Origin of the sequence: Mariprofundus sp. EBB-1 (genome assembly GCF_003665155.1) — a bacterium.
GTDB lineage: Bacteria > Pseudomonadota > Zetaproteobacteria > Mariprofundales > Mariprofundaceae > Mariprofundus.
In genome coordinates, this window is record NZ_RCFQ01000013.1 from 33,964 (window position 1) to 57,049 (window position 23,086).

The window sequence follows — 23,086 nt, forward strand, 5'->3', positions numbered from 1 at the left end:
ATATACATCACACTTTTACGATCATTCTTTCATCATGTAAAGCACCATTCCTGACTATGAAATATGATGGTTCATCTTTTATGATCAACAAGCATATAGACTTTACAATGCCCAATTGTAATATCATCACAATAGTGCATTCACCCTCTTCATCTGAATGGAAAAAAGCGATCCGGAGATCAATGACGTGCTAAAAAGTGTGTTGGGTAAAATATTACTACCGACGATTTTTATCGTTTTGGCTTACGGTTTCTGGATCAGCCCGAACTTCAAAGAGATCGCTGCCGGCATTGCAATATTTCTGTTCGGCATGCTGGCCCTGGAAGAAGGTTTCAGAGCATTTACCGGTGGCGTACTTGAACAATTGCTCAAACGCAGTACCAACAAACTCTGGAAAAGTCTGAGTTTCGGTGTTCTCACCACAACTATCATGCAGTCCAGTTCTCTGGTCAGTGTGATTGCCATCTCCTTCCTTGGTGCCGGTCTGATTGGCTTAGCACAAGGCATAGGCATCGTCTTTGGTGCGAATCTGGGCACAACAACAGGTGCATGGCTGGTGGCTGGTTTCGGACTGAAGGTAAAAATATCAGCCTATGCCATGCCGATGCTGGTATTTGGTGTCATTCTCCTGTTTCAAAAATCACGCCAACTTAAAGGCATTGGTTATGTGTTAATGGGGCTAGGTTTTCTATTTCTTGGCATTCATTATATGAAAGAAGGTTTTGAAGCATTTAAAGACACCATTCATCTTACTGAATATGCCGTTGCAGGTTATCGTGGTTTGCTGCTGTTTACCCTGATCGGTGTTGCCGCAACAGTCATCATGCAATCCAGCCATGCCACTCTGGTATTAATTATCACAGCTCTGGCAGCCCAACAAATCACCTATGAAAATGCTCTGGCTCTGGCTATTGGAGCCAATATTGGCACTACCATTACAGCCATCCTCGGATCTCTAAGCTCAAATGAACAAGGCAAACGTCTGGCCGGTGCCCATCTTATTTTTAATACTGTGACAGGCCTTATAGCCATTATCCTAATGCAACCACTGATGCAGGCTGTAGAAGTGATCAGTGGTTACGCAGGCATTGCTGCAAATGATTACACACTCAAATTGGCTCTGTTTCATACCCTGTTCAATCTGATCGGTATCATCGTCATGGTGCCATTCATTAACCGGTTGGTTGGTTTTCTCGAGCGCATCATCCGGGCTGAGCCCGATCATTTTGCCAAGCCGAAACACCTGAATGATTCAGCCCTGGAATTCAGTGATACAGCGGTTGAGGCCATACGCCTTGAAACACTGCATATTTACGGTAAAGCAACTGAAATTATCGCCCGTGGCCTATCACTGACGAAGAAAGATATTTTCTCTGATGAAAAACTCAAAAGTGTGATCAACAGGCTAGACACTCCCGATGATTATGATGTTGATGACGCCTATGATCATTATATCAAAAGCCTGTATCGCGCCCTGCTCCACTTCATTAACCGCATGCCCAACGACACCAATACATCTCCGCAAACAGACAATATCCGTTTTTGTAATCAAGCCATTATTCTGATGTTAAAAGATGTCAAACATCTGCAAAAAAACATGCTTGGTTTTATGGCATCCATAAATCCTGATATTCGAAAAGAGTACAATCATATTCGCAGACGTATCGCTAAAGTATTGCGTCGCCTCGAAAAAATAAGAGATCAGGAACAATCCGCTTTAACGCATGATGCACTGGATCGTATGCTTGAAAAAAATGATGAACTATTGCACCGACGGCTGGATGGTATGATTCGTCGTGGTCAAATCACCGCCGATATGGCGATCTCTTTAATGAACGACAGTAGCTATGCTTACAATATTATCCGAAATCTCATTGAAATTAATCGCAGATTGATACTAACCGATAAGGGTAATGAGGATATGATGCTTTCAGAAAACAGTAGCGCGTCTAATCATGATTTGCTGTTAACTGCTAAAACCTGACCTCCGCCCCCTCCTTAGCTACGGCTTTAAGTTTCCTACAAGCGCTGCTGTGGTACGACTGCCATTGAAGAGGTACTCAGTAAACGAAACAGTACAAAGAGTGTCTTTACAGTCCTTTGCATATTTATCATCCCTCTTGATATATACTGGCTATTTCAATGGCTAAAAAAATAGAGCAACGTATCCAACATCACGATATTGAAAGATAATGTAATACTATGCTGCGTCTTGGGTTTCAAAGCAGACAATAAAACAAAAAAAAATCTAAAGTCCGCCAATATTCAACCGATGGTTACTATTGTAGAAAAACCATTAAGAATATTTCTACAATAAATGAATAAGGAGATAGGTGTGGCACTTTCTATTTTACCTGCTGATGGTTTCATCACTCGCCTGCTCCAGCAGTCGCAATCTACGACTGCAAAAGTGCCTGCAGGCCATTCAAAGCCCGCCCCTAATGTTCAAGATCAAGCCTCTATCTCCCAAGAAGCACGGCAGGCTACACAGGGAGAAAACAGCAACCCCTTGGAATCCAAACTAATCGATCTGTATAATCAAAAAGGTAATCAAGTAAGATAATCACGCATATAGCATCGTTAAGCTCATTTATTATATTTTTTAAGTGATATAAAAGGCAGCAGTACCACTTGCGCTATGATTTTTCACACTGATGAAAACAGTAACGATTCTTTCCACTGTTTTTTGCAGCATACATCGCGTTATCTGCAGCAGTAATTAACACATCCCTATTTGTACTATCCTCTGGATAAACAGCGATACCCATGCTCATGGTTACCTGATGTGTGTCTCCCATATGCTCATAAGGAGCAGCAATAGCCTGGATAAGTTTATTGGCAATCACTTGAATAGTTTCACGGCAATGCACATCATCCAGAATAACGGTAAATTCATCACCTCCCATGCGCGCCACTGTATCCACTTCACGCACCTTACTTTTTAAACGGCATGCAGCCTCTATCAACAGATCATCACCAACCTGATGGCCAAGATTATCATTCACAGCTTTAAAACCATCCAGATCCAAATACAACACGGCAAATTTCTGTTGATGACGTTTTGAATGCGCTACAACCTGATCAAGCCGATCATGAAATAACCCACGATTTGCCAACCCCGTCAGTTGATCAAAATGCGCCATTTGCATTAATTTTTTCTCAGATTCTTTACGCTCGGAGATGTCATGCACAACACCCTGAAAATATAGATCCTGTTCGTGATCAATCACCTTGGATGCTGCATCTTGCACCCAAAGGTAGTTACCATCTTTTGAACAAATACGATATTCGGAATGAAAAGGAATATTATCTTTCAGGCTCTGTTGCACCTCTGCAAGCACCCGATCTCGATCTTCATCATGAATTTGTTGTGACCATATTTCCTGGTTGGCCAAGAAATCATTCTGACTATACCCCAAAATGCCTTCAATTTGAGGGCTGACAAATAGAATACGACTGCGATCCAGACTTGCGATATAAGTAATAGCCGGAATCTGCTCCACCAACGTACGATAAGTAGCAACAGACTTCTCTAAATCAACCTCAATTGTGCGGCTTTCAGCCAACAGAATGCTATTCTCAATAGCGATAGACATCGTTGATGCCAGACTCTCCAGCAACGCTCTGGACTGATCGTCAAACAATGATGCATCTGCATCAAAAATCAGCAGACAGGCTAGTAGATCTTCTTCTTTACCAATCACGGGCACAACAACCAGATGATCTGAAACGGGCACTGTTTGCCCCATATGCAGATCAAAGGCACTGACATCTTCGCTACCGGAGACAATAAATGATCTGCGTGTTTTGATCAGATCATCCACCCACTCTTCTTCTAAAGCCAGCCGACACGGCAAAGGTTGCCAGTTACTACCATCACTAAATTCAGAGAAGGCCAGTGCATTATCAATCATCAGAGCCGACGTGGCAGCTTTGGCATGCACCAAAAGCATGGCTGATGAGATCGCAATACGAGTGATCTCGGCAATATCGAGAGAAGCATGCATACGATTACTGGCATCAGTCAGTAGCAAAAACGGTTGTTTTAGCATCTCCTGATCAGTAATTGACATGCAAGCCCCCTGTTCACAATGGTTTATTCATTTATATATACGAATGTATAGCAATTTTCATTCCAAAACTGTTTGTATCCGATGAGATAACTTTCTACCCAATTTTGCATGTATCAAGAAATTTCTAAAATTGTCATCTTTGCAGCATCTACATTGATCATCACCACCATACTAAAAGTGTATTATTGTATGATTTCTTTCCACCGTTTCTGCAAACGCTTGACTGAAACTGGCACCGAGGTTTTCAACTGCTGGGCAAACAGTGCACTCCTTAACTCTTCCAATAACCAGCGAAATTCAATCAGAGAATCAACGTTTTCATTTTGCATCTGGCGCTCTTTGATTTCGGTTTGGTATGCATGCCATAGCGCCTGCACTGCCTGTGCATTGCACTGATCCTGTTTGAGATTGGGCCCTGCCCTGCCCAGCCTTATCTCTGCAGCTTGAATAAAGCGAGGCAAGTGCTCCAGCCACTGCGCTGGTGTCTGCGCTACAAAACCTGCATAAATCAGATTCTCCATTTGTGCGTTGATATCATCCACCACAGGTTTGAGTGCTGCCGCGCGCACACTCGCGATCAATTGCTGCAAGGATGCATAGGCAAGAAGCGACTCAAACACCCAACTCGCCACCTGTTCGCCCTGCGCCACCACTTTTGATTTTCTGGTTTGAATCAAATGCTCAAAATCGTGTTGTTTTCGACACAGTTTTCCATCGTTTAAAAACACCGCATCAAACGCGTTACAGATCATATCTTCCAACAATGCTTCACGTTTTCCAATGGTGGCGTAATAGAGACTGATCTCACGCTGTTTAGGCATACTCTTTTTCAACAGTTTCACCTGCGCATGCAGACTCAACATAATCAGCCGCCGCATCCCGGCAAGCATGGCCTTGTTGGCTGCATGCTGACTCTCAAACAGTTCAATGGAGACACTCTGCCCGTGATCGACCAAAGCAGGGAAAAACTGCATCAGCGAACGCCCTTGCTGGCGTTGAATAGCATCCGGCAAGACATCGAAATCCCAACGGGTGATGCCTCTGCGCGTAATATCCGATGCCGAGGCATTCTGTTGCAGATTATCACGCACCTGCATGGCATATTTATGCTGCAATAGTTGTAAATTGGTATCCTGGGCAATGCTGGTGCCGTGCTCATCGAGCACAGAGAAATTCATGGAGAGATGTTTTGGCAACCCATCCGGGTTCCAGTCGCTGCTGGATACCTCTACACCGGTCATACGTTTTAACGCCTTGGCAAAAGCCAGCAATAGCGACCCTTCTGCCATCACCATGCTATCCACACAGGCTTTGGCAAAAGCAGGTGCGGGCACAAAGTTTTTACGCAACGATTTGGGCAACCCCTTAATCAACAGTGCAAGTTTCTCCTCCAGCATACCCGGCACCAACCATTCAAAGCGATTAGCCTCAAGCTGCCCCAGCGCCAGCATCGGGACACGCAGGGTAATACCATCGGCTTTATGGCTAGGGTCAAAATGATAACTGAGCTTGAGTTTCAACTCGCCAACTTGAATAAAATTGGGATATTGCAGTACATCCACAGCGGCAGCTGCATCCTGCAAGAGAATCTCTTTGCTAAGAAATAGCATTCGCGGCTGACTCTGTTCTGCCTGTTTACGCCACTGTTCAAACAGCTTACCTGTACAGATATGATCCGGCAGCAATGCATCAAAAAAATCGAAGCGAACCTGCTCTTCTGTCAACAGGTCCCTACGCCGTGTTTTGTGTTCCATTCCCTCAATATCTTTGAGTAAACGCTGATTATGTTTGAAAAACTGTCCGCTGGTATGATATTCAGAATGCACCAGTGCATGCCGAATAAACAGCTCGCGCGAAACCACCGGATCAATCGATCCAAAGTGGATTCGGCGCTTAGACACAATGGCCAAACCATACAATGTTACCTTCTCAAATACCGACACCTGCGCCAGCTTGGATGACCAGTGCGGTTCACTGTACTGCCGCTTGATCAAATGCGGAGCCAACCCTTCCAGCCACTCTGGTTGAATCGGAGCAATGCTGCGTGCAAACAGACGCGAAGTTTCCACCAGAGAGCCGGCCATTAACCACTGAGGTGGTTTTTTAGCCAACGGAGAACCGGGGAAAATCGTCAACTTCAGATTGCGCGCCCCCATAAAACCTTTTTCAGGATGTTTAAGCGCAATATGACTCAATAACCCTGCCAATATTGCTCTATGTACCTCATCTGGCTTTGCAGCTTGCTGATTAGGTTTCATCTTCAACTCACCAATCACCGACAATAACTGACCATGCAAATCATGCCATTCACGCATACGCATATATGCCAAATAATGCTGCTGACACACTTTCTTGAGTTTAGAGCGGGTCAAATGTTTGGACTGTTCATGGTACCAATCCCAGAGTTTAACCCATGATAAGAAGTCCGATGTTTTATCACTGAATAGGCGATGTTTTTCATCGGCCTGCTTCTGCGATTCAGTCGGTCGAACACGTGGATCCTGAACCGATAGAGCCGCCACAATAATCAAGACTTCATGCAAGGAGCGTTCTCTATCCGCCTGAATCAGCATTCGCGCCAGACGAGGATCAACCGGCAGACGCACCAGTTGTTTACCCATCTGTGTAAGCTGCTCTTTCTCAATGGCCTGTAACTCTTCCAGTAAACGATAACCATCGGAGATAGCCCGTTTTTCAGGTGGTTCCATAAAACTAAAATCGTGAATATTACCCAGGCCAAGACTGGTCATTTGAAGAATCACACTGGCCAGGTGGGTGCGGCGAATTTCAGGGTCGGTATGTTCAGGGCGATTATTGAAATCGTCTTCCGCATAAAGTCTGAAACAGAGGCCTGCCGCAACACGCCCGCAACGTCCGGCTCGCTGATTGGCACTGGCTTGTGAGATCGGCTCAATGGGCAAACGCTGCACCTTGCTCTGACTGCTATAGCGAGAAATACGAGCAAGCCCGGAATCAATCACAAACCTGATACCAGGCACCGTCAATGATGTTTCAGCCACATTGGTTGCCAATACAATGCGCCGCCCCCGGTGAGTCTTAAACACCCTGTCCTGTTCAGCTGGAGAAAGACGTGAATAGAGAGGCAGAATTTCAGTATCGCGCATGCTGTGCTGTTGCAATGCATGGGTGGTCTCGCGAATTTCCCGCTCGCCCGGTAAAAAAATAAGAATATCACCAAGGGGATCGTGCAATTCAGCTTCATCCACCGCATGGATCACTGTATTTAAAAAGTCTTTATCGGGATTGGCTTCATCTACCACAACCGGTTTATATTCAATATCCACCGGATAACTACGGCCTGATACCTCTATGATTGGAGCCTTATTAAAAAACGTTGAAAAGCGCTCAGTATTGATCGTGGCTGAAGTCACAATCACTTTCAGGTCCGGCCTTTTAGGTAGCATGTTTTTAAGGTAACCCAGTAGAAAATCTATATTCAAACTGCGCTCATGCGCTTCATCAATAATGATCGTATCATAATGCAGCAGCTTCGGATCACGCTGAATTTCAGCCAGCAAAATACCATCCGTCATCAATTTAATATAGGTATTGCTCTGGGTGTGATCAGAAAATCGCACCTTATACCCGACATCTTTGCCAAGTGGTGAATTCAGTTCATCTGCAATACGGGTCGCCACACTACGTGCGGCAATGCGTCTGGGTTGCGTGTGCCCTATCATGCCGTGAATACCACGCCCTAACTCCAGACATATTTTAGGAATCTGGGTCGTTTTACCCGACCCTGTTTCCCCGGCCACAATCACCACCTGATGCTTCCTGATCGCATCAGAGATCAATGCGCGCTTTTGAGATATGGGCAATGATTCAGGATACGTCACACGTGGCATGTGTAGCTTTCTCTCAGCTAACTGTTGCTTAGATAGCGCTACATCCTTCACCAGAGCATCAAAACCCTGTGCGATATTCTTGTTTTGTTTCAGTCGGATACGCATACGCTTTAAACGATTACGAAAGCCACCCTGCCGCCCCTTTGCACAGGATTGAATGGCTGATGAGAGTTGGCTCAGTTGATCGAGCTGTGGCTGCTGCGGCACGTGAGTATCCATGAATGCCGCGAGTATATGTGTTTACATTCACAACACAAAAAACCTTCTTTTGTTCCTTATTATTACCATAAAGCGACATCTCAAAATAACCGCCTGCATGCGTCTCTGATATAGAATGAAACCATTGAATGTTAAACACCTTGATCTTGTTGCCGGCATATTTTTTCATTGAATATTCAAGAACTAATCAGCCTCTACCCGCTTCTTCGATGCTACATTTCAAGACGCGAAATGCAGCCTGTTTACGGGGTGATAAAGTTTTTTCTAGCATAGTGCTTTAAACTGGATATACTGTGCTTCGCAAAAATATTGTTTATTGTGTTTTTTAGGCTGATTTAGTAACACCTTGATTGATCTTAATGTTAACACTTATAAATACATGTTATGCACAAATTAAATGAATTAAGGATGTTAAAAAATGGCAACAGGTACTGTTAAATGGTTCAATGATACTAAAGGTTTCGGCTTTATCGCTCAGGATGATGGCGGCGATGATGTGTTCGTACACTTCTCTGCAATTCAGGGTGACGGCTTCAAATCTCTAGCAGAAGGTCAAAACGTTGAGTTTGATGTTGAAGACGGCGCAAAAGGCCCACAGGCTTCTAACGTTTACCCTCAGTAAGGTAACCGTTTCTTTAAAACACCTCGCCTAACAGCGGGGTGTTTTTTTTTGCCATCTGAACAGTGTCTTCAATATTTACCAACAGAACCTCCACCTTCAATCAACAAGGTATCAGACCAGATGCCATCAAATCTTGTGCACTGGTAGTTCAACCTCTAACTACCGCTACAACGCGATCATCACATACCTGAACAGAGGGTATAGACTCAAGACCTCTAAACCCACGCTAAAACCCTCGTCTTCATGTAGCGAATATGGAATAGTGCCGTACCCTACGGATCAACCAATATACACAGCCATACAGAGAGGCACAAAATATGGAAAGTGAATTTGCCCGCAACCTTATCGATCAATATGGCTATCTGGCGATCTTTGTATCGATGTTCATTGAAGGTGAAATATTCCTGCTGGCTGCATCCGTACTGGTAAGCAATGGTTTCCTACAAGCGCACTGGGTTATCACCTATGCTGCTGCGGGGACCTTTGTCGCGCATATGATTTTCTTTTTCATTGGCCGCTGGCGTGGTATGGAGCTGATTGACGCGGTTCCATTTCTACGCAGACACTATCCCAAAGCCAATATTGTGATGGATAAATATGCCAACTGGTCGGTTTTTATCTGCCAGTATTTATACGGTATGCGCCTGATCTCGGCTGTATTGTTTGGTTGCTCTACCATCACCACCATTCGTTTCAGCATATTGCAGCTGATCAACTGCATTTCATGGGCTTTACTGATCTATTTTGCCAGTCATGGCTTGGGCATTCTAGCCACTAAGGTGATTGAAGCAGTCGGCCTGTATGGATTATTAGCCGTAATCTTGCTGCTTTCCGCAGTTGCCCTACTTGTTTACCGCCTCTATGCACACCATCATATCTCGGCATTCCTGGCCAGCGGTCGAGAGCCGTCTATTGAGCAGACCAACCCTATTGAAGGACGCCACTTTGCACTGGAGCAGCTGCAATACCATATTGATCTGGCTGCCCGCACCCAATTGCCATTGTCACTTCTACTATTGAAAGTACCTGCACAGACAGAAGCTGTGCTCGAAGGACAACTGACATATATTGCTACTGAGCTATGCCAGCAACTACGTTTGGTTGATATTCCGGCCCGATACGACAAACAGACCTTTGTCGTAGTCGCACCGTCCACGGATAGTAAAGGCGCACGCCTGGCCATCAAACGCCTGCAAGCCAGCCTGTTGGCACACATAGAGATTGCACCCACGCTGGAGGAAATCCGCATTGGAATGGTTGCATGGGAACCGGGCATGAGTTCAGGAAAGATGCTCGATCATGCCTTCAACGACCTTGAGCCAGTCTCAGTCAGTAGCAAAAGACCCGCAAGTTTCTAACGTTTCGCCTCGGTCATTAGAGGTTTAGAAAACAATTGCTGGCCTAATGCTCTCAACTACATACACTGTGCTTCGCAAAAAATATTGTTTATTGTGTTTCTATGCTGATTTGGTAGTTCCTTAGTTGATCTTAATGTTAACACTTTTAAATACATGTTATGCACAAAAAAATGTTAATTAAAGGATATTCAAAATGGCAACAGGTACTGTTAAATGGTTCAACGACACTAAAGGCTTCGGCTTTATCGCACAGGACGACGGCGGCGATGACGTTTTCGCTCATTTCTCTGCAATTCAGGGTGATGGTTTCAAATCTCTAGCTGAAGGTCAGGCTGTTGAGTTTGATATTGAAGACGGCGCAAAAGGCCCACAAGCTACAAACATTTACCCTAAGTAAGGTAATACGTTTCATTTAAACACCTCGCCTAACAGCGGGGTGTTTTTTTTTGCTCTACAAACAAGCATACGCATGACTGGCAATAACCTGACCGACATGACCTCTGCTAGCTGAGTCATGGACATCCTGACGCAGTAGTGGAACACTCGCCAGCTTACGGAAAACCAGAGGGTGGAGGGGGCAAGTGTCCGCAGATAATTCCGGCAGGAATAAACAAGAACAATCGTGTGAACAAGCAGATAGCGATCAGGCAGCTTACCTTGATTCGCTCATTGCTCAATTTAGCGATGATGTTGAAAACGATAAGGGCTATCTTCAGCCCTTAGTCAGCGGTGAATCCGAACTGACTGACTTGCCTATTTCCGAACAGGATGAATTTTTGCTGCTCTCGACAGCGCCTGTAATGGCTAAAACCACCGAAACAGCTGCATCCCCAACAAAAATTCTGCTGACTGGCTTTGTTATCCTAATCATATTCGTCATTGCTATCTGGTGGCTAACTCTCAAAGGTGATGTTCATAACACACATGCCGGCATCAATATCAGCCAACCAATTGCTACAACAAAACCCGTACAAACAGCACCAACTGTGCCTGCCATCAAGACCCCGCAAACAACGGCAACGGATCAACCCAGTAAACCTGCAACCGTACCGCAACAGAGCGAAGAACCTGCTGTCACACCAGATCAGATTGCAGAGCCCGAAACCACACAAAAACAGCGTGATGAGCCTGTAATCACATCGGACCAGACTGTAGAATCTACTGTTGCAGCTGATCAACTCGTAGAACCTGAACCCGTAGCGCAACAGAGTGGAGAGCCTGCTGTTGCACCGGATCAGATCGTAGAACCTGAAAGCGTAGCGCAACAGGTGGTCCAAGAACCTACTGTTGCACCTGATCAGCTCGCAGAACCTCAAACCGCAGCAGCGGAACAGAACCAAGAACCTGCTGTTGCACCTGATCAGAGTAAGCCTTTGGCCTCCTCTACAGAGCAGAAGCAAAGTCAGCCTCGGACACAAACAATACCATCCCCTACCACCATACTGCATCTGGATATCGACCCGGTCTCGCGCAAGGTGATTGCACTCCACCCAGCCAACACCCGTATGGCTTGGACAGTCAATTTAGCATCATTTTCCAGTCTGGCTGTCGCCGAGAAAGTACGTGAAAGCCTCGATAACAGAGGCGTTGCAACCGAACTGATCTGGGTCACGATTGGTAAGAAGTCGTTTTATCGCATACGTATTCCCGGTTTCAGCAGCAAACGGGCTGCCAATAAGGCCCGCCAGGCATATATAAAAAACCCAGAGTTCAGTTCTGCTTGGCTAGAGAATTACTACCCGCAGCCCCAAACATCAGAATAAACCATTCGAGGGTATTGTGAACTTGGGGTCAGAGTAGCTGCTTTCATTTACTTTGAAATTTCGCCAGTACTGTTTCAGGAATATCCACGAAGTCTTCTGCCTCATCTTTTCTAGGTTTACATATACCTTTTTGTTTCAACATTATCTCAACAAATGATTTAGGATAATAGTGTTCGGTTTTAGAAAAATCCATTCGTACTGCCATATGGCATGCCAATATACCCATTTCATGATTTCCTACTGCAGAAGTCCCATTCTGGAAAAAAAACTCATAATCTGATCTCCCAAAACGCTTAACATTAAATTTTGTAGAAAAACCTCTTATCCCACCCAGAACTTCACCGCGATGAGAAATACGTTTAATAATAGGATCATCATTTTTTACATCATTATCCAAAACTATATTCGTCCAATTTGTTACCGGAGATGAATCAAAGACATAGGTTGCTTCAAGCACTGTATCTTTTACAAGATAGGCCGTTTGTTGCGCCAAACCACCACCAAGAGAATGGCCAGTTATATATATTTTAACGCCTTGGTTTTTATCATAAATTTTATTTATAAGGGCAGGAATCATCTGTTTAGCCACCTTATATTCGCTTGGCTCAAACCCTAATGCATTACCAATATTTGCAGACCAATCAAGCAACCATTGCGTCCACGTATTTTCAGTTCCACGAATAGCAATCACAGCTTTTTCAACTTTACCTTGAGTTAGGCTACGATATATATAAGTTTCAAAAAATAGGCCTTTTTTATTATAACATACAGGTGTTTCATATCCATCTGAACTTAAGCGAGACCAACCTTTCCCATCAATACCTGTTGGCATTCCAAAATCTAATTTAGTCGTACACGCCTTTTTCCTTTCTTTTTCATTCAAATCTTTGCGATAAGATACTTTGGCAAACAACGCCATAATGGCAAATTCATTAATAAGTTTAACTCCACCTTCGGATAAAGAAATGTTTTTATCTTCGGTATATCTTATATATGGAGCTCTTTCAATAATGATATCTTCAGTTTTCAGTTGACCAATATTACTTTTATAATAAGCAGTTAAAGTCTTAATGCCTCCACAGCCTCCAAGCAGTAAAACAACCAATAATAAAGTCAATATGCCTTTACGAATCAATTTCTTCACACATTTCTCCTTCTCAACAAAAAACCGATTGAGTTAAGTTCAATTGTTTACATATCGCGGATAACCAAAAATGGCACATCAAGTGCTGCAAAATGGTTTTTACTTAGTTGCTTATTTTCACGCATCCCCATGCCCCTCTCTTGATAGAGTATAGCTGGAAATAAATCATTCGGGGAAATGATTCCAAATTAATGGTCTTCGAGACTGAATAGCGATATCGATCTATACTGGCCCTATGGAATGCTTACAGACATGAGAATTTGGGACATTAACCCCGGTTATTTGAATCGCCAGAGTCTGCTTGGTGAGCATCGAGAGTTGCATGGTTTGGTGTCGGTGCTTGTCCACAACAAAAAAGGCTATTCGAGGCACCCTGAAACGCTGCGCTGGGTCGGTTATGGTTGGGCACTGAAACAACGGCATCGGCAATTGGCATGTGAAATGGCGTTGCGTGGTTACACCGATCGCTCTCCGATACTTACCCGCTCGAACCCAGAGCAGTGGCCTGAAATTTATATTGATCCCCCTGTTCGGCAATTTGCATTGCTGGCAGCAAAATATATGGATAAAGTTTCTGGGCGCATTCCGCTACCCACTATGCCCGCTCAACTCTGGAGTCAGCATAAATATTCGGTGCTGGCGCGTGATCCGAATCTCTACAAATCCATAGGACAAACTATCGCTCACAAAGAGATAGGCTTTGATGAACTCTGCCTGCTGTTAACGGAATCCTTACGCCAGATCCCTGATGAGGGCGGCATCAGAAATGCGGTGCAGCATATGTGGGGATATGTGTCGGATAAAAATGAACCCGGCGGCTCTAAAAGCAGTGGCTGGTCATTGAAAAGCTTATTGCGCCAAACACAGATTCGCGCCATCGAACAGGATAGAGAATATCTGATGCACTCCACCGCCTTAAGCGAATTGATGGTATGGTTACCCAGGCGAATCAGCAAAATATCAAACCATCAACGCACTGATCTTTTCTGTTAAAGGTCAGAAAAAAATGGCCCTGATCAGGCTTCAAAACACCACAATCACGTGACAATCATACCATTGACCGCAGCCATAGGAAGGCCCTTGGGAGCCTTGCCTCTTGGGGTCATGTAGAACTCAAGCACTTCCGCTGAAGGTATTGTTGTAGCACGCTTTTCTGTACCAACCCTGATCTCTTCAGCGCTATTAACCGGCAGTGCATCACGCAAGCCTTTGGAACCTTTTTTCAAGGCTATGGCAGTGAGTCCCTTACCTTTAGCCAACAGCGGGAACTCATCTTTTTTCACCACTCCCAAACGCCCCTCTGAATCGATGAAGGCAATCGCATCATCGTGCGCTCCAAACTCCTTGATACAGAGTAATTTTGAACCTTTCGGGAAGTTGAGGAAGGCTTTACCTTTTTTGTTGGCGGTCAGCATGCCGCTACCCATAGCGCGGAAGGCGTGACCGGCAGTAGTGGCCACCAGGTATTCAGAATCAGGTTTCACCATCACCATACGTGTTGGTGCATCGGATATATTAAAGACAAAGTTTTTCGAGACAGGTTCACCTGCTCCGCGTCCTCCGGCCAGATCAGCACCAAGCATAGAAAATGCACGGCCAGTTCTGCCGATCAGGATCAACTGATCTGTGGTATGTCCGGCTGCCCAATCGAGCAGTTTATCTCCCTCTCTGAATTTCACCGTCGAGGCATCCACATGAGCGCCACGCATGCCTTTGAGCCAGCCCTGTCTGGAGAGCACAGCGGTAATCGGTTCACGTACCACAATCTGCTCACGGCTCATGGTGCGCGCTTTTGCGGCATCGGGATCCACAAGCGTTCGGCGTTCATCACCGAATCGTTTAAGTGCATCTTTAAGCTCTGCTGTAATGAGTTTCCAACGATGGGTACCATCATCAATCACTTGATGCAGCCCCTCAGCTTCTGTACTGAGCCTGTCGTGTTCACCCTGCAACTTCATCTCTTCAAGCTTACGCAGCTGCGAAAGCCGGATAGCTAGAATCGCCTCGGTTTGAATCATCGAAAGCGAATAGCGATCCATGATAATAGGTTTCGGCTCATCATTATCGAGAATAATTTCGACAATTTCACGAATATTCGGATACGCCAGCAGTAAGCCATCAAGGATGTGTAATCGGGCCATAATCTCAGCCAACCGCACTTGTGAGCGGTTCATTACCAACTGCTCCCTGTAATCTAGGAAGGAGCGAATCATCTTATCCAGCGGGAACAAGCTCGGCAGACGATAGCGTTCACCATTGGCTGAATCGTGCCACTTCTCCAGTGCATAGGTCGCATACTGGATCGTCACCTGCAGGTTGGTGGCAGAAAACAGGTGTAGCATAATCTGTTCAGGATCAAGATTCTTCGATTTCGGGAACAGGATGATGCGCATACCCTCTTCGGCACTCGATTCATCCCGTAGATCTTCAACCATTGGTAACTGGCGCGATTCGGCAATACTTTTATCTGAAATGCGCATTCCCATCTCAATCAATAGCGGTGATTTTTCAATGCCGTAAGGAATCTCAGTCACCACGATCTGCCACATGCCTCTGGGCAGCTCTTCTATATGCCATTTGGAGCGCAGCAACATTTTACCGTATCCGGTGGCATACATCGTTTCCAACTCTTCGTGGGTGTTGGCAATAATACCGCCGCCCGGGAAATCGGGTGCCGTAATATGCTTACGCACACTGGCAAAGTCTCTCGGAGATACCATCTCCCCTGTCCTTGCCCGCTTTTGCGCAATTGCAATGCAGGCACCCAATAACTCAGTCAGATTATGGGAGGGAATTTCCGTTTTAAAACCAACCGCAGGATTACCGGTCGACGAATTCATCATCACCAGCGGGAACGGTGCCGGCAGCACCATCGGTTCTTTATCCTGATCATCATAGTTGGGCTGATACATGGTGATGCCATCTTTCAAATCGCCGGTAAGCATGGCCTCTGCAATCGGTGTCATCTTAGCTTCGGTATAACGCATAGCAGCGGCCGAATCTCCATCGATCGAGCCCCAGTTACCCTGCCCGTGTACCAAGGGATAACGCATCACCCAGGGTTGCGCCATCCGCACCATCGCCCCGTACACTGCCGAATCACCATGCGGATGATATTTACCAATCACATCACCGACCACGCGGGCAGCTTTCTTGGTTTTTGCATCAGAGCGTAATTTGAGTTTCTCCATGGCAAACAAAATACGCCGATGAACAGGCTTAAGACCGTCGCGCACATCAGGGATAGCACGATCACCCACCACCTTCAGACCATAACTGCGATAGAGTTCACGAAATACCGTTTCAAACGGAGCAATGTTGTTATTGCCCGATTCGTAAGGGGTGAAACAGGGGACGTCTTCAACCTCCTGCGTAACATCGCAAGGATCCACCACAGCATCCGAATCAGCCCCTTCAGGTAAATCAGCGCCTTCAACCGAATCGCTCTCATTAGACGCGTCAGCATCATCAGAATGCCCTCGCACAAACTCTGCTGCTTCAATCTCCTTACCCATGAGCAGATCTCTGCGCTGACCCGCATCATCACCCATCAACTTGGTCATCAACGCATCCATACGGCGTGCATCTTCGGGTTTGACCTGAATAAGGATACGATTTTCAACATCCATACAGGTTTCGGCCAATTCAGGTGGATCCATCTCACCCAGACCTTTATAGCGAATATACTCGATCTTTTTATTCTCGGCCTGCGCCATCGCTTTCAGCCCGTCGAGTTCATCTTCATTCTGAGCATAATGTTTCTGTTTACCGATGCTCACACCATACAGTGGTGGCTGCACAATATAGATGCGCCCTGCTTCCACCATCGGTCGCATCTGCCTCCAGAAATAGGTGAACAGCAGCGTCTGAATATGGGAGCCATCAATATCGGCATCCGTCATCACAATGATTTTACCATAACGACGCTTTTCAACATCACAGTGCTCACCGATACCTGTTCCAATAGCGGTGTTAAGATCGGCTACAGCTTCGCTATTGGCAGCATCTTCAGATGTCACACCTTCACAGTTGAGGATTTTTCCCTTGAGCGGAAAGATAGCCTGCAGATCACGATCATTGGCCTGCTTGGCAGAACCACCGGCTGAATCACCCTCCACAAGGTAGAGTTCAGTGTGTTCAATATCATTACTACGGCAATCCAGCAGTTTACCGGGCAGCGGTGTCCGACCGGTAAAGGTTTTACGGTCCACCTTCTTGGCCTTACCACTTTCCAGCGCCACCCTGGCCGTGGCCCGATCGATAATCAGTTTTACCCATGCATCAGAGACTTCGGCATCGCGGTTGAGCCACAAGGTAGCTGAATCGTGAATCACACCACCAACAAACTTGGTAGCTTCTCCAGATGTAAGTTTCTGTTTGGTCTGTCCTTCAAAGGATACATCCTGAATATAGATCGACAAACCAAGCTGGCTGTTGGTCATTAGATCAGATGCCGCAATTCTGGTTTTTTTACCCAGCGTCTTTTTCAGCTCAGGGCGCATTTCAATATATTCACGCACAGCCTTGAGTATCCCCATTTCAAAACCTTTCTCATGGGTGCCGCCACGCGGTGTAGGAATGGTATTCACATAAGACTTGGAATAGATCGGCATCTCCTGCTCAAAAGCAGCAAAATACCAATGTACCTTCTCCATATCACCAAGCTGACCGGTGAATTCAAAGATGGGAGAATCATCGAGCAACGAGGTCATAAATTCAGACAGCCCATTGTTAAAACAGAAGCTTTCATCCTCAAGCCCCGGTGCTTTGAAAATCACCTCCAGACCGGGAATAAGGATCGCTTTATCCATGGCCTGTTGGCGAATCTGTTGTACTCTGAATTTAGGGCGATCGTAATAGTTTGGATTGGGAGAAAAACGAATCTTTGTGCCGTGTGTACGGGGCCCCACCTTGGCTACTTCTTTTAAGTGTTCAACAGTGCGCCCGTTCTCAAAGCGCATAAAAAATTCACCGCCTTCACGTTTAACACTGGCTTCAAGCCAGGAGGAAAGCGCATTGGTTACCGTAACACCCACACCATGCAGGCCACCGGATACCTTATAGGAGTTATGATCAAATTTTCCACCGGCTTTATCCTTGGTCAGAACAAGCTCAACACCGGACATGCCCTGGCTATTTTTCTTAACCGGAATACCACGTCCATTATCTGTGATGGATAAAATATTCTCAGATTCCAACTCAACAACAATACGACTACAGAAACCACCGATAGCTTCATCACCACAGTTATCGAGCACCTCTTGGGCAATGTGGTGACAACCTAGCTCGGGGCCGGTGTCGGTGTACATATTCGGACGCAGCTGGATATGTGCAATACCATCCAGATCCTTAATGTCATCAATATCGTAATCGGTTTGATCACTCATTTAACACAGTCCTTGGTATCCATCAGATGCGCCCTTCCTCGCAATCTGTGATAGCTGGTTCTGGCACACACACGATTCAGCCCGCGCACACCATGAATTTACAATGTTTGGAAAAGCTATTTATGCGTCCCCTGCCACATGCATATCGTGATTACACCAATCTGGATGTAAATTGCAAAAGAAAAATATCAAAACCTATAAAACAACGGACAAACAGCAGTGAAGATCACGCTCTATCGGGCTGGTTTTTTTAATAGCGGACCCATTCTACCCATACCCAATCGGGGATCTATCCTCTCTCTCATCCCAGTCAAGCAAACCACTATGGAAATGCTGAATAAATCAGCGGATCCCAATATTGAACGCTACTGCTTAGCCGGGGCTGGACTGTTTTTTCTGCATAATCTCTGACCATGTCTGGTGATACAAATCAGAAGAGCTATCCAATGCAATAGCATGATGGATCGCTGTAATAGCCAGTTCGTAACGTTTCTGGTCCAAATAGGTTTGAGCCAAATTATTATAAGCCTCCGCAGCATCAGAAAAGTCCAAGGTAGCCTGCAGATAAATTTGTTGGGCTTTATTCAGCTTACCAAGTGCATAATGAGCATTACCGCTACCGATACGGGCGGCAAGACTCTCAGGCCAGCGTGTAATTGCAGCGTCATAAAATTGCTGTGCAGATCGATGAAAGCCCTCTTTTTCAAGCATCGCTACTGCCGTAAGATACCCATTTGGATTTGCCGTGGCAGGCATATCCCCTGCCGACAACACCAACATTGCCCAGCTATCTGCCCGCACCCAAGTGCGTTCAAAGGTAGATATAGCCATCACATCATTAGCTATGTCACCGGAGTGCAGTGTGATGCTCTTCTGATTAAGATCAAAAGCGGTCACCACGGCGTAATGCCATTGCGGAGCCATCTGCAAGCCAAGGTTTTGAAATACAATCACCGGATGGCCTGCTTGCACTTCCTGAAGCAGTGCAGCCATCATCGGTTTCAGTTTATACGCCAACATACCATAGCGGCGCGGAGTCGCCAGCATCTCAACCTGTAAACTGCCCCGTTTTTTGGGAACAAACAGTGCCGGTCTTAATTGCTCAGGTGTAATCTCAACACCGGCATGTTCCAGCGCCATGGCCAACGATGCAGGGCCACATTGAAAATCCAGTTGCGGATAAAATGGCACGCCATCAACGCTGGCCTTGCTGCTGCCGACTACCGATTTATCCTGCATGATTGTAGCTGTCTGCTTGGGCATGCACCCTGAAACAATGAGCATCAGGCAGATCACCCCCGCCATGCAAGCGGTACGATGATCAAATTTAATGTGCATGGCTATGAGCAAAGGGGAATACGTCGGTAAAACCAAGTAGATCTGTGATCAATAAAACCACAAAGACAAACAGGCCGGCTCCAATCAAAGCACCGACAAAACCACCTGCTGGCAATTCGTCAATATTGCCGGACAGCATTGCGAGCTCTTCATCATTGAGATGTGCAACACGTGCTTTTGCCTCATCCGGTGAAACGCCCTGTTTAACAAGTTCCTGCTGTACGTCTGCACGATCAAGAAATGAGATCACCCTTTCACGATCCGCATGTGTATCTTGCATCGCAAGCACCTGATCTGTCGTAACTATGGCAGCCTGAGCTACAGGCATCTGCACATTGATAAGACCAATAAATAAAGCCAATAGTGAAATAGCACTTTTTTTGAAAAATGTTTTCATATGTTCTCTCCTTTAGCGGTTGTTTCCTGTTAGACAGTGAGGCGGATGCTAAGGGCTTAAATCCACTGCTTAATGTGACGTATGTAACAGTTTTAAGACAGATCGCAGCGGAGATGTAGGCTTACAAGACTGAAAAACGCTCACCTATGCACGTTTAAAATCGGCCCCGGTGCCCAGCACGGTTTAAACGTTGGTCACACACTTATACAACAGTAATCTACTGGTATAGCTGTGCTGGGCTCTTTGTTGCTGTCAGGATGCGCTGCATCAAAACGCCGGTTATATGCTCCTGCTTCATTCATTAAAATCACATAGCACGATCATAATAGTGATGTTAGTTCCGCCAGCACGATGCAGCACGATCCTTCCCCCTAAATAAAATGTGCTTTTTACATGCAAGAGCCTATAATAACTACATTCACAAGCCATTATTGCAGGAGATCCTATGAATATAATGACAACGCTTGAGACCTTTAAAGGCAAAGAACTTGATAATGCACTGTTAGAATTCATTTTCAGGGTATTTAATAGTCAAAACGATCAAATTAATCAGTTGAATACAGATAAGCGTGTTCTTCAGGAAAGCATCTCAAATCAGAACGATACGCTGGCAGAGCTGAAACGTGAAAATGAGGCTCTGTTCAAAAATATTCAGCAACTTGAAGAACAGAAAACATTTCTGCAAACAGCCGCCGCAAATAGCCGGATGACCGAAGTAGAAACTGCTATTTTATCCAACTGCGTCAATGCGGACATAGCAGGCTTCTGTTCAGAGGATATGGTGATTTCACTTCCATTCAGCCGACTGGATATTACCAATGCCATTGATCAACTGGAAAGAAAGGGCCTGATTGAGATTGGTCCGCTTGCCTCTAATGGCACTTTTTATTTAATTAGTGAAAGCGGTAAAAAGCATGAGCTCGAAATTGAACGCAATGTTTATGCATATTAATGAGCGATGGATACAGACTAATTGAATGCCTGAAAATCAGTCATGGCATGAACCGCCAAAAGCTTGGATTTCAAGCTGACAAGGCATTGATGGATTTCAATAAAACCTGGACGCTGTTTTATATGTTCTGAAAGGCAGTGTTGCTCTAAGTGCTGCAGTTTGGCAAAAATATCAGTCTGTGTTGCGAGCTCATCGATATTGATGCGCTGTAATAATTCTTCCATCAGACAGCCAAAGGCTCTGACTTCCAGCCGTTCAATAGCATGACTCAGTGATGCATCCATATCTTTGTATAAGGTCGCTGCCCCGAAATCACCTAACAGACAATGTGCGTCATCATTGATTAAAATATTATGACCATACAGATCCCCATGCGCTATGCCATCTTCATGCAGGTGTGCAGCAGCCGATGCAATCGCACCGGTGATATTCAGCACTTCGATCAGGCTGAAAGCGGCATCATCAGCATAGGTGTCACGCGTACAGGAATCCAGACATGGTGGGCCGGCCAGATTATTAAAATCATCTGCAATAAGCGAGAGCAGTAAACCATCCTTCTGCTCAGGATGTCCTGTAAGCCTGCCTAGTACTTCAATCAGGTGATCATGTTTGCCGGCGGCCATGGAAGCAGCCATTTCATCAGCAGGATAACCATCGCTGGTGACTTCTCCTTTAAATGCTTTAACAGCCACACCTTCATTATCCTGCCAGTAGGCTTTGGAGATAATACCTGAGGCCCCCTCACCCAATTGATCTTCTAACTGTAGTTCATCCCAATGAATTTCAGCCAGCGTGTGGTCACTCACTGTATGATTGACGCAAGGGTTACCTGCAAATGCCAACCAGGATAGTTTAGGCAGCTTAACCAACCATTCCGGCAACACTTCCAGGCGATTGGCAGATATCCGAAGCAGCTCCAGATTCCTGCACCGTTTCATCTCGACAGGCAGCGTAGTTAGCCTGTTGCCTGCTAACATCAATTTTTGCAGCTTGCTGCACTGGCCTATAGAGGCAGGCAATGACTCAATTTTATTATCCGTCAAAATTAGCCAGCGGATATGTTCCGGCAATGAACCTTCTGGCACCCGTGAAATTTGATTGGCCTTGAATCCAATCATATTCAGTTCAGGGCATTCAGACAAAACCGATGGCAACACCTGAAACCTGTTATCGGATAGAAAGAGAATACGTAGCTTTTTAAAACGGCTAAAATCTTCCGGCAAACTGCTTAATTGATTACCCGAGAGATCTAATGATTCCAGATGATCAGCTAAGGTAAACAACTCCTCTGGAAACACATCAAGACCACAGGAAATTTTTACACCTTGTTCACCAATCAATTGACCGGATTTTAGCGCGGATAAACTATGCATGTGACCACCTGTTCATGAATTACTCCCCCTGAGACGGAGATGCCTGACAATCTGATCAAAACCAGATTCAAGTCACCATCTATTTCTCCTGCTGCATCGGTTTGACCATGTTCATAGCAAAACCTTGAGCGCAAAGCTTGAATCTTACTTTGATGTGACTAGAAATCGTTATATGATTAACACATTCAGAATCTTGAGCATCATCGAAGGTTTATCACTGATCGTCCTGGTCTTGATTGCCATGCCTGCAAAATATCAATTGGGCATGGATCTTGTGCGTTTTGCCGGCCCCATCCACGGTTATCTCTGGCTGGCTTATATCGCTTTGCTAGAGATCGTTAGACGCAAAGAGAAGTGGTCCAGTTCCATATCAAACCTGGCATTTATCACATCGGTGCTGCCTTTCGGCTGTTTCTTTCTGGAACGAAGAATCAGAAAACAGTCTTTATCTAAGATCTAAATAAAACACATATAATCAATGACTTGAGATCTATTTTTTACATATAACTTTAAGTGTTGAATTGGCATTAGCGTTATAAGTGTGTGTTACGCTTGGGCACAAATATGAGCCAGTATCTTATCACGGCATGC

The 23,086-nt window shown here is 45.4% G+C and carries 16 protein-coding genes; 9 read left to right on the forward strand and 7 right to left on the reverse strand.

Annotated features, from left to right (window positions below):
- The first annotated feature begins 157 nt into the window (after positions 1–157).
- Both D8Y20_RS07135 and D8Y20_RS07140 read left to right on the forward strand, forming a co-directional pair.
- Positions 158–1,984, forward strand: coding sequence for a Na/Pi cotransporter family protein (locus D8Y20_RS07135; RefSeq protein ID WP_121542358.1), 1,827 nt, complete (start codon positions 158–160; stop codon positions 1,982–1,984).
- A gap of 351 nt (positions 1,985–2,335) precedes the next feature.
- Positions 2,336–2,563 (forward strand): hypothetical protein, encoded by a 228-nt coding sequence (locus tag D8Y20_RS07140; RefSeq protein ID WP_236075321.1) that lies wholly within the window; start codon positions 2,336–2,338, stop codon positions 2,561–2,563.
- Positions 2,564–2,636: 73 nt separating this feature from the next.
- Here D8Y20_RS07140 and D8Y20_RS07145 read toward each other — a convergent pair whose 3' ends face one another.
- Both D8Y20_RS07145 and hrpA read right to left on the reverse strand, forming a co-directional pair.
- A complete protein-coding gene (locus tag D8Y20_RS07145) occupies positions 2,637–4,073 on the reverse strand; it encodes a diguanylate cyclase domain-containing protein (protein WP_121542360.1) in 1,437 nt (478 codons plus the stop codon).
- 182 nt (positions 4,074–4,255) lie between these two features.
- Positions 4,256–8,161, reverse strand: coding sequence for an ATP-dependent RNA helicase HrpA (gene hrpA / locus D8Y20_RS07150; RefSeq protein ID WP_121542361.1), 3,906 nt, complete (start codon positions 8,159–8,161; stop codon positions 4,256–4,258).
- Positions 8,162–8,579: 418 nt separating this feature from the next.
- On the opposite strand from hrpA, the gene D8Y20_RS07155 reads away from it, so the two are divergent.
- From D8Y20_RS07155 to D8Y20_RS07170, 4 genes are all read left to right on the forward strand, one after another.
- The gene (locus tag D8Y20_RS07155) at positions 8,580–8,783 is read left to right on the forward strand and encodes a cold-shock protein (protein ID WP_121542362.1); all 204 of its coding nucleotides are present in this window, start codon (positions 8,580–8,582) and stop codon (positions 8,781–8,783) included.
- A 317-nt stretch (positions 8,784–9,100) separates the two neighbouring features.
- A complete protein-coding gene (locus tag D8Y20_RS07160; protein ID WP_121542363.1) occupies positions 9,101–10,141 on the forward strand; it encodes a diguanylate cyclase domain-containing protein in 1,041 nt (346 codons plus the stop codon).
- Between the two features lie 193 nt (positions 10,142–10,334).
- A complete protein-coding gene (locus tag D8Y20_RS07165; RefSeq protein WP_121542364.1) occupies positions 10,335–10,538 on the forward strand; it encodes a cold-shock protein in 204 nt (67 codons plus the stop codon).
- Between the two features lie 184 nt (positions 10,539–10,722).
- On the forward strand, positions 10,723–11,904 hold the full coding sequence (locus D8Y20_RS07170) for an SPOR domain-containing protein (RefSeq protein WP_121542365.1): 1,182 nt from the start codon (positions 10,723–10,725) through the stop codon (positions 11,902–11,904).
- 43 nt (positions 11,905–11,947) lie between these two features.
- Here D8Y20_RS07170 and D8Y20_RS07175 read toward each other — a convergent pair whose 3' ends face one another.
- Positions 11,948–13,048 (reverse strand): Mbeg1-like protein, encoded by a 1,101-nt coding sequence (locus D8Y20_RS07175; RefSeq protein ID WP_121542366.1) that lies wholly within the window; start codon positions 13,046–13,048, stop codon positions 11,948–11,950.
- Between the two features lie 252 nt (positions 13,049–13,300).
- On the opposite strand from D8Y20_RS07175, the gene D8Y20_RS07180 reads away from it, so the two are divergent.
- Positions 13,301–14,041 carry a DUF1722 domain-containing protein gene (locus D8Y20_RS07180; protein ID WP_121542367.1) on the forward strand — a complete coding sequence of 247 codons (741 nt, stop codon included), beginning with the start codon at positions 13,301–13,303 and terminating at the stop codon, positions 14,039–14,041.
- A 44-nt stretch (positions 14,042–14,085) separates the two neighbouring features.
- On the opposite strand, the gene parC is transcribed toward D8Y20_RS07180, so the two are convergent.
- The 3 genes from parC to D8Y20_RS07195 all read right to left on the reverse strand — a co-directional run bounded on the left by parC (position 14,086) and on the right by D8Y20_RS07195 (position 20,170).
- On the reverse strand, positions 14,086–18,435 hold the full coding sequence (gene parC / locus D8Y20_RS07185; protein ID WP_121542368.1) for a DNA topoisomerase IV subunit A: 4,350 nt from the start codon (positions 18,433–18,435) through the stop codon (positions 14,086–14,088).
- Between the two features lie 372 nt (positions 18,436–18,807).
- Entirely contained in the window at positions 18,808–19,773 is a 966-nt protein-coding gene (locus tag D8Y20_RS07190) for a PA2778 family cysteine peptidase (RefSeq protein ID WP_236075322.1), read from the reverse strand.
- Positions 19,763–20,170, reverse strand: a complete 408-nt coding sequence (locus tag D8Y20_RS07195; RefSeq protein ID WP_121542369.1) for a PA2779 family protein — start codon at positions 20,168–20,170, stop codon at positions 19,763–19,765. The genes D8Y20_RS07190 and D8Y20_RS07195 overlap by 11 nt, the downstream gene beginning before the upstream one ends.
- A gap of 445 nt (positions 20,171–20,615) precedes the next feature.
- On the opposite strand from D8Y20_RS07195, the gene D8Y20_RS07200 reads away from it, so the two are divergent.
- Entirely contained in the window at positions 20,616–21,122 is a 507-nt protein-coding gene (locus D8Y20_RS07200) for a hypothetical protein (protein WP_121542370.1), read from the forward strand.
- Between the two features lie 17 nt (positions 21,123–21,139).
- Here the strand turns inward: D8Y20_RS07200 and D8Y20_RS07205 are convergent, their stop codons facing one another.
- Complete coding sequence (locus D8Y20_RS07205) at positions 21,140–22,495, reverse strand: leucine-rich repeat-containing protein kinase family protein (protein ID WP_121542371.1); 1,356 nt, start codon at positions 22,493–22,495, stop codon at positions 21,140–21,142.
- 172 nt (positions 22,496–22,667) lie between these two features.
- Between D8Y20_RS07205 and D8Y20_RS07210 the strand changes: the two genes are divergently transcribed.
- Positions 22,668–22,955, forward strand: coding sequence for a DUF3817 domain-containing protein (locus D8Y20_RS07210; protein ID WP_121542372.1), 288 nt, complete (start codon positions 22,668–22,670; stop codon positions 22,953–22,955).
- The last annotated feature ends 131 nt before the right edge of the window (positions 22,956–23,086 follow it).

Excerpts from the sequence above, each read along its gene's own strand:
- D8Y20_RS07135 (WP_121542358.1), top strand. The coding sequence starts at position 158 with ATGGAAAAAAGCGATCCGGAGATCAATGACGTGCTAAAAAGTGTGTTG.
- D8Y20_RS07145 (WP_121542360.1), bottom strand. The coding sequence starts at position 4,073 with ATGTCAATTACTGATCAGGAGATGCTAAAACAACCGTTTTTGCTACTG.
- hrpA (WP_121542361.1), bottom strand. The coding sequence starts at position 8,161 with ATGGATACTCACGTGCCGCAGCAGCCACAGCTCGATCAACTGAGCCAA.
- D8Y20_RS07155 (WP_121542362.1), top strand. The coding sequence starts at position 8,580 with ATGGCAACAGGTACTGTTAAATGGTTCAATGATACTAAAGGTTTCGGC.
- D8Y20_RS07160 (WP_121542363.1), top strand. The coding sequence starts at position 9,101 with ATGGAAAGTGAATTTGCCCGCAACCTTATCGATCAATATGGCTATCTG.
- D8Y20_RS07165 (WP_121542364.1), top strand. The coding sequence starts at position 10,335 with ATGGCAACAGGTACTGTTAAATGGTTCAACGACACTAAAGGCTTCGGC.
- D8Y20_RS07180 (WP_121542367.1), top strand. The coding sequence starts at position 13,301 with ATGAGAATTTGGGACATTAACCCCGGTTATTTGAATCGCCAGAGTCTG.
- parC (WP_121542368.1), bottom strand. The coding sequence starts at position 18,435 with ATGAGTGATCAAACCGATTACGATATTGATGACATTAAGGATCTGGAT.
- D8Y20_RS07190 (WP_236075322.1), bottom strand. The coding sequence starts at position 19,773 with ATGCACATTAAATTTGATCATCGTACCGCTTGCATGGCGGGGGTGATC.
- D8Y20_RS07195 (WP_121542369.1), bottom strand. The coding sequence starts at position 20,170 with ATGAAAACATTTTTCAAAAAAAGTGCTATTTCACTATTGGCTTTATTT.
- D8Y20_RS07200 (WP_121542370.1), top strand. The coding sequence starts at position 20,616 with ATGAATATAATGACAACGCTTGAGACCTTTAAAGGCAAAGAACTTGAT.
- D8Y20_RS07205 (WP_121542371.1), bottom strand. The coding sequence starts at position 22,495 with ATGCATAGTTTATCCGCGCTAAAATCCGGTCAATTGATTGGTGAACAA.
- D8Y20_RS07210 (WP_121542372.1), top strand. The coding sequence starts at position 22,668 with ATGATTAACACATTCAGAATCTTGAGCATCATCGAAGGTTTATCACTG.